Genomic DNA, 8,382 nt, shown 5'->3' on the forward strand with positions numbered 1-8,382 from the left:
CTTTTATATCGATCGGTTTCTTTACTGGGTAGTTCTCTACGATTCCTTTTATCACACTGATATTGTATGCGTTAATCCAAAATGCTTGGTATGATTTTGGATTATTTTTTGACACGCGCACTTCTTTTGCTAATGTGGTAAGTTCGTTTAATGTTGTTGGATTATTTTTAATCGCTTTGTAATCGACACGCCCATTTTTTATATGTGTTTTAAAAAAAGTATCAGCTTTATTTACAAAAGTATCTACGCTTTGTCCGTAACTCACAGCAATAAATAATAGCGTGATAAGAGTGGTTATGTGTTTCATTTGAATCGTCATTTTATGTTGCCTTCTGTCGTCAGTATTTCTTTTCTCTTACAAAAATCAATTGTCAAATGTTCCTTTTGTTTTTTTGGAAGCTCGCGTAGTAAAAATGATTTAGACCTTACACCAAGGGCTCTTATTTAAAATTATTCTAAATACATTTAATTATTAAGTTCAGTATCTTTAAAACGACCTTATATAGAAATCTATCGTGAATGCAGCTTTTTTTAGCTTTCGCGAAAGCTAAAACAACCACCCACCTTATGGAAGAACATATTGTTATTATAGGTAATGGAATTTCTGGTGTTACAACCGCCAGACATATTCGAAAATTATCTGACAAGAAAATAACTATTATTTCTGCAGAAACCGATCACTTCTTTTCTCGTACAGCGCTCATGTATATTTATATGGGACACATGAAATATGAGCATACAAAACCCTACGAAGATTATTTTTGGAAGAAAAACAGAATTGATCTTAAACGTGCTTTTGTACAAATAGTAGATCATGCCAATAAGCAATTACAATTTGCAGATGGTACATCTATGGCGTATGACAAATTAGTGCTAGCGGTGGGATCAAAACCTAATAAATTTGGTTGGCCAGGTCAAGACTTAAAAGGGGTACAAGGGATGTACTCAAAACAAGATCTTGATCTACTAGAAAAAAATGCGCCTGATAATAAAACCTGTAATCGTGCTGTGATTGTAGGAGGAGGTCTTATTGGTATCGAGCTTGCAGAAATGTTACATTCCCGCGATATTCCTGTGACATTTTTAGTGCGTGAAAGTAGCTTCTGGAGTGGTGTATTACCCGAAGGCGAAAGTGCTATGCTTAATCGTCATATCAAAAACAACCATATTGATTTACGTTTAAATACCAATCTTAAAGAAATTCTCTCTGACGAAAACGGACATGCACGTGCAGTTGTCATTGCAGAAACTGGGGAAGAGCTTCCTTGTACCGTTGTTGGACTTACGGCTGGAGTTTCGCCTAATATCGATTTTTTAAAAGACAGTGGTATTGAGCTGGGAAGAGGCATCAAGGTAAATCCTATGCTTGAAACCAATATTCCTGATATATATGCGATAGGTGATTGTGCAGAACAACACGAAGGCATTAATGGTAGACGTCCTATAGAAGCCGTTTGGTATACAGGGCGGATGATGGGAGAAACCTTGGCACAAACTATTTGTGGAAATCCTTTGCCATACAATCCTGGACATTGGTTTAATAGCGCTAAGTTTATTGATATAGAGTATCAAACCTACGGATGGGTGTATTCAAAACCTAGAGAAGGTGAAACGCATTTCCATTGGAAACACGAAGATGACACAAAGTGTATTACGATAAATACAGAAACTGCTACGGGTAAGTTTATAGGGATTAATAATTTTGGAATTCGGATGCGGCATGAGATTTTTGATCGTTGGTTGACCGAAGAGCGTTCTACAGATTATGTGATGGAGCATTTAAAAGATGCCAATTTTGACCCTGAATTTTACACCCTTTTTGAAAAAGATATTGTTGCTCACTACAATAAAACGTATAACAAAGATATTCGTGTAAAATCAAAAAGCTGGGCTCGCATATTCAGCAGAGCATAATCTCATCTCAATTATCATAAATAAGCTTTGTACGCTTTCGCGAAAGCGTACTCAACGAAAACACCAACTATGAAAGCAATAAAATATACAGGTTTACTTATATTTCTCACTGGACTCGCCATATTTACAGCATCACTATTTTTAGGAAGTTTTGAACTTACTCAAGAAAATCTGGATACGTTTACTCAAGAAAAAGGAATTGAGAGTGAGGTATTAAAAACCAAATTGACAGAACGTTTGGTAGGTAAAGAATACGGAACTTCTTTTGAGATGTCTTCTGGCATTATCACTGCCCTTGAAGAAGCCAATGCTGTACATAAAGAAAAACAAGAATGGGATAAAGTAGTGTGGGAAAAACCACATTCTTTTAGCTTTGGAATTGTTAAAAAAGCAGGTAAAGGAATTCTTAAAGACAACCCTGGTATGATGTGGTTTCTCACATTCGGACTTGGCATCTTGGGGGCTTTATTATTCATACTTCCCAATTATGTGTTACTAGGTCCTGCTGGGATAAAAAACAATGGCATCTATCATCAATCAAGTACCAATCGTGGTCTTATTGCTTGGCTTGTTCTCGTATACTTAGTCTCTTTTTATTTGCTCCTTTATTTCAGAGCAGATTATGTGGTTAACTGGACGTTTATACTAGACCCTATAAGTAGAGCTCTTAATGGCGGGGAGGCAAGTCAGTGGTTTGTTTATGGCTTTTTATATTGTACCATCATGGTCACGATGGCGGTACGTATGTATATTAAATACCGTCATAATAAATACCAGATGATTCGAACTACCTCGGTTCTTTTCTTTCAGATCGTATTTGCCTTTTTAATTCCTGAGATCATGACAAGTCTTAATATGCCTGGTTATGATTTTAAAAATGCATTTCCACTAGATTATGATTTCTTTTTTGAATGGAATCTTGACACATTAACTGAGAGTGGTGCCATAGGATTATTTATACTCGTATGGGGTATTGTTCTTACATTAATCATTGTGCCTGTTATGGTTTATTTCTTCGGAAAAAGATGGTATTGTAGTTGGGTTTGTGGCTGCGGTGGTCTTGCTGAAACACTCGGAGATCCGTATCGTCAGCACTCCAATAAAACGATGAAGGCATGGAAACTAGAACGCTGGCTGATTCATTCTGTATTGGTGTTTTCTCTTGTGATGACGTTGGTCACATTATACTGCTACTTTTCTGGTACAGATGCCTTTTTGGGGATTAAATCTCAGTGGATAAAAGACACCTATAGTTTCCTAATTGGTGCTTGGTTTGCGGGTGTGATTGGTACAGGATTCTATCCTATTTTTGGAAATCGAGTATGGTGCCGTTTTGGATGTCCGCTTGCAGCTTATTTAGGACTCGTACAGCGTTTTAAATCCAGATTCAGAATCACTACCAATGGAGGACAGTGTATCTCTTGTGGTAACTGTTCTACCTACTGTGAGCAAGGTATTGATGTAAGAGCGTATGCACAGAAAGGAGAAAATATTATACGTTCAAGCTGTGTTGGTTGTGGGATCTGTTCGGCGGTATGTCCGCGTGGTGTTCTTAAGCTAGAAAATGGGCCTTTAGATGGGCGTATCAATCCTACAGATGTATTATTAGGCAACGATGTCGATTTGATGGATTATGTAAATAATAAGAAGAGTAGTTAATTAATATTCATTTATATGCTTTCGCGAAAGCAAAATTTAACCATAAGCCATCTCAAAATAGATGGCTTTTTTGTCTCTTATTCTTATCAAATCCTTATGCGTGATTTTACCTAACTTCGTTTTCTCATAAAGAAGAAAATAACTATACATTATAAAAAAAGAGTATACAATAGCATGTATTTTGATTTCAATCTAAAAAGCACAACGCTTCTCATCTTTCTTATACACGGGATTGCATTCTCCATTCTATTTGCACGCAGAGGATTCTTGAGCGAACAAAAATCCAATTTCTGGTTATCCTTATATATTTTGTTGTGTGCATTATATATTGCTCCTTTTATGTTTGGGTATTCTAATTGGTATGCAAAAGATGGGTATCGAGAAGTGCTGTTTTTTGTGCCTTTCCAACAACTCTTTTTACTCCCGCCTGTTATTTATTTTTATATTAAAACTGTACTGTATCCTTCTTTTACGCTCTCAAAAAAAGAATTTGTCCATTTTATTCCTGCTATTATCTACGCTCTATATTCCTTAGTCATTTTTGTGACCGATGTATATATATTAGACACCTATTATTTTTATGAAGATGGAAGGGATAAGGACTTTGATCTTTGGTATCAGATTTCAGGCTTTATATCTATGATCTATTACCTAATGATAAGCCTAAAAATGTATGATCGATATAGAAAAACAACCTATCAAACGGTCAGTTATGCGGATGCTATTTTATACAAATGGGTTCAACATTTTTTGATTGCATTTTTACTACTGTTGTGTATTCGTACTTTATTTTTTATTATAAATCCCGAATGGGGTGGGTTTGGAAAAAAATACTGGTACTATCTCTGCTTCTCTATTTTGTTTTATTATATCTCCATCAGCGGACTGATTCATTCCATAAAGTCAAATATTGCGTACCAAATATCAGATATATTTTATCCTTCTATTCAAGAAAATGTAGACACCTCTCCGGTTATATCAAAAGAGCAAATTGCAGAAGACAGTCACTCCAACGAACTAAAAGAGCAACTTGAAGAAATGATGAACACCCAAAAAGCATTTGCAAATCCAACAATCACACTCTTTGATCTTGCGCAAGATTTGAATACAACGCCTAAAATGATTTCACAGGTAATCAATAAAGGATTTCAAATGAATTTTAATGATTTTATAAACACCTATAGAACCGAAGAAGTGATTGCAAAATTAACCTCTGGAGAATCAAATAGTCAGACTTTACTGGGGATTGCCCTAGATTCTGGTTTTAATTCTAAGTCAACATTTAACAGAGCTTTTAAAAAACACACACAACTCACTCCTAAAGAATATATCAAAAAAAATATTGCAAAATAAGTGTCAAATCAAGATTTGAAGCGATCATCATTCACCATTATTAGATATTTGTATCTCATACAACACCTATTATAATGAACATGAATGTCAGAGTAATCATACTTATTTTCTTTTTTATAATCTCCACCTCTGCAAAAAGTCAGCAAGAAGTACAGCTGACTAAAGAGCAAAAAATAAAGCTTGATAGTATTACCCTGAGAGATGTTCCAAAAGGAGGACCAGGCATTGCTACTGGAATGGTATCTAACGGTACCATTATTTATGAGAAATATGCGGGTTATGCAACTATAAAAGACAGTATTGATATTCAAAGTAACTCTCGTTTTAATATCGCTTCCAATGGAAAACAGTTTACAGCACTAGCCATTCTATCTTTGATTGATGATCAAAAAATAAGTCTTGAAGATGATATCAGAATTTATTTTCCTAGTCTATATCCTAAAATTGATAAAAAAATAAAAATAAAACACCTACTTAATCATACAAGTGGGATTCGTGATGTATATGATTTATGGAGTTTACAAGGGATCACTTGGTGGAAACATACATTTACTAATGATGATGTATTGGAATTACTTCACAAACAACAAGAACTCAATTTTGAACCTGGCTCAAAATACCTGTATAGTAATTCTAACTATATCCTACTAGCAGAAATTATATCAAAAATAGCTGGCACCTCATTTATAGATTATACCAAAACTATGTTTGATGATCTAGGTATGCTTAACACTTCCTTTGAGCCTGACTATAAAACTATAAAAAGACCTATTGCGAATCCTTATTTTAATTTTGATACTTGGTCTACATACAACTGGATTTGGAATGCGTATGGAGATGGCAATCTCTTTTCTACGCTGGAAGATCAACTTAGGTGGGAGCAAATTTTACAGACTAAAAAAAACAAACGATTCTCGAAAGAATTACTAGAACAAAGTCAATCTTTAATCCCTAATACGTCTCATAAAGAATATGGCTACGGACTAGAGTTTGGTGAACATAGAGATATTCCATATAAATTTCACCTAGGTGCTACGGGCGCATGGAAAGCAGTCACCGCTCGATTTGATCATTTTTCTATTGTAACTATGATTAACAGTGGGAAAATAGATCCTACTGGGCAGACATTACTAATGGCAGATATTGCTCTAAATATTCCGCTTGACGCGAAAACTACCTATAGGATCACTCCAGAAAAAACAGGCCCCTATTTAACGATTAAAGACATCACAGGCATATACCAAACTAAAAATGGATACATCTTTGAATTTATAGAACGAGAAGGAGACTTATTCTTACTTCGGTCTGGAAGAAATGACATGAAACTACTACGTGAAGCCGATAATATATTCCAACAATGGAATGATGCTCCGTTTAAACAAGAATTCATAAAGAATGAAAAAGGAGAAATGCAAATCACAGCCTACTACACAAACACAGAACCATTTACCCTAACACGTATCGATAGTGACTTTACAGGTTTTGATTTTACAGCTTTAAATGGAACTTTTATAAATCCTGAAACGAATGTATCTTTCAAAATAGAACATGATACAAAGACAACGTATACCATAAAAAGTGGGAAGAAAAAAATGAAGGCTATTTTACTCACTCCTACGGAGCTTTTAATAAATGATTACGAGTATCGTCTTAAAATACATAAAGACAAAAAAGAAAAGGTTCAAGAAATGTTCTTAAATTCTGGAAGAATTCAGCAGGTGAGATTTATTAAAAAATAAATGGTATTCGTATTTGTTCGTCTGTCTTATCGTAAAATCTATTTTAAATGTAGTCAACACACATATTATTGAACTCTCATCAAGTACACATTATGCCGCTTTTATGAGTATATCAACTTCAAGACAAGCCTAAGATCTTTTTTTAATAAACCTTACTTACAAACATTAACTAGCAAGACAAACTTCAGGACATTAGACCAAACTAAAAAGCCAATCTCACGATTGGCTTTTTAAATATTAGGTATATAGATTAGTTTTTTTCTTCTGGTTTCATCACAAAGTCTTCCATAAACTTTGTCGTATAATTACCTGCAATATAATCTGGATGCTCCATCAACTGTCTGTGAAAAGGAATCGTTGTTTTAATTCCTTCAATGATAAACTCATCTAAAGCTCTTTTCATTTTATTTATTGCCTCTTCTCTTGTTTGAGCAGTAGTGATAAGTTTTGCTATCATGGAGTCATAATTAGGTGGTATTGAATATCCAGAATAAACATAAACTTGGTCTGCTCTACCGATGTATCGTGTTGGATTAAATTCTCCTGATGAATTATCTGTAATGTCATTTAGATATGCTGGAAATTGTATTATTCTATTACCAACTACATCTTTTATGTAGAATTTTACAAAGAACCTGATTTCGCCTAGCGATTCTATCAACAGCAGTATAAATTCTGCTTAAATTTCTCGCCTGTAACTGAATATATTTTAGACTATCCGGATACTCTGCACCAATCCTCTCAAGATCGCCTATTCTTACCAAAAGTATACAGATAATGCCGAATAAATTATTCTATCGTAGCCCAAGGACATCTTGCATATCAAACAAGCCTTTCTCCCTACTCGACAACCAATCGGCAGCTCGCACTGCACCCCGAGCAAAAGACATACGACTTGAGGCTTTGTGGGTTATTTCAACCCGCTCACCCTCAGCGGCAAAAGTGACGGTGTGATCTCCCACTATATCGCCAGCCCGCACTGTGGCAAAACCTATTGTTTGGCGATCTCTAGCGCCAGTCTGCCCTTCTCTGCCATAGACTGCCACCTCATTCAAATTGCGACCCAGCGCATCGGCCACCACTTCACCCATACTTAGCGCGGTACCAGAAGGCGCATCCACCTTGTGACGGTGATGAGCTTCATAAACTTCTATGTCTACATCATCACCTAGCACTCGAGCCGCCATATCAAGCAACTTGAAACAAAGGTTTACACCGGTACTGAAGTTTGAAGCCATGCATAATGCTGTACTGTCTATCACTGACAACAGTTGTGCTTTCTGCTCATCACTAAATCCCGTCGTGCCCACCACTACCGATTTTCCTTTATCCGCCGCTGTGCGCAAAGTGACCATGCTCGATTCCGGTGTTGTGAAATCAATCACCGCATCACAACCTTCCAACGCTTTAGCCAGATCATCTGAAACAGCAACACCTTTTTTGCCGAGGCCTGAAACTTCTCCCGCATCCCGACCTATTAAGTCGCTGCCCGTGCGTTCGGTTCCGCCAGCCAGTTCAACGCCGTAGCGATCGTGGTTGGCGTAAATTCTAAAATACTTTGAAGCCAGTATCTCTTGGGCGCGACTACAGACTTCATCGTGCTCACTGGCAATAACCGTGGCGGTGATTTCATAGTTGGCTATTTCTTTGGCCAGATTGGGACCACTGAGCACGCCGACTTTGGAGTCTGGCAATTCCTGCTCAAGGATCTGACTGG

Annotated in this window: 6 protein-coding genes and 1 pseudogene; 4 read left to right on the top strand and 3 right to left on the bottom strand. The window is 36.4% G+C overall.

The window, feature by feature from the left end:
* Positions 1–307 (bottom strand): annotated as a pseudogene (locus Q0505_RS10810) (DUF547 domain-containing protein); the annotation flags it as partial.
* Between the two features lie 212 nt (positions 308–519).
* Here Q0505_RS10810 and Q0505_RS10815 point away from each other — a divergent pair.
* From Q0505_RS10815 to Q0505_RS10830, 4 genes are all read left to right on the top strand, one after another.
* Positions 520–1,914: an FAD-dependent oxidoreductase gene (locus tag Q0505_RS10815; RefSeq protein ID WP_299212669.1), complete on the top strand. Its 1,395-nt coding sequence runs from the start codon at positions 520–522 to the stop codon at positions 1,912–1,914.
* Between the two features lie 69 nt (positions 1,915–1,983).
* Positions 1,984–3,573 (top strand): 4Fe-4S binding protein, encoded by a 1,590-nt coding sequence (locus Q0505_RS10820; RefSeq protein ID WP_299212671.1) that lies wholly within the window; start codon positions 1,984–1,986, stop codon positions 3,571–3,573.
* A 174-nt stretch (positions 3,574–3,747) separates the two neighbouring features.
* The gene (locus Q0505_RS10825; protein WP_299212672.1) at positions 3,748–4,926 is read left to right on the top strand and encodes a helix-turn-helix domain-containing protein; all 1,179 of its coding nucleotides are present in this window, start codon (positions 3,748–3,750) and stop codon (positions 4,924–4,926) included.
* A gap of 80 nt (positions 4,927–5,006) precedes the next feature.
* On the top strand, positions 5,007–6,665 hold the full coding sequence (locus Q0505_RS10830) for a serine hydrolase domain-containing protein (protein ID WP_299212675.1): 1,659 nt from the start codon (positions 5,007–5,009) through the stop codon (positions 6,663–6,665).
* 250 nt (positions 6,666–6,915) lie between these two features.
* On the opposite strand, the gene Q0505_RS10835 is transcribed toward Q0505_RS10830, so the two are convergent.
* Positions 6,916–7,326 carry a hypothetical protein gene (locus Q0505_RS10835; RefSeq protein WP_299212677.1) on the bottom strand — a complete coding sequence of 137 codons (411 nt, stop codon included), beginning with the start codon at positions 7,324–7,326 and terminating at the stop codon, positions 6,916–6,918.
* A 133-nt stretch (positions 7,327–7,459) separates the two neighbouring features.
* Positions 7,460–8,382: 4-hydroxy-tetrahydrodipicolinate reductase (dapB, locus tag Q0505_RS10840; RefSeq protein WP_366519404.1), on the bottom strand; the 923-nt coding region annotated here is incomplete at its 5' end.

The sequence above is a fragment of the uncultured Dokdonia sp. genome (genome assembly GCF_937910895.1).
GTDB lineage: Bacteria > Bacteroidota > Bacteroidia > Flavobacteriales > Flavobacteriaceae > Dokdonia.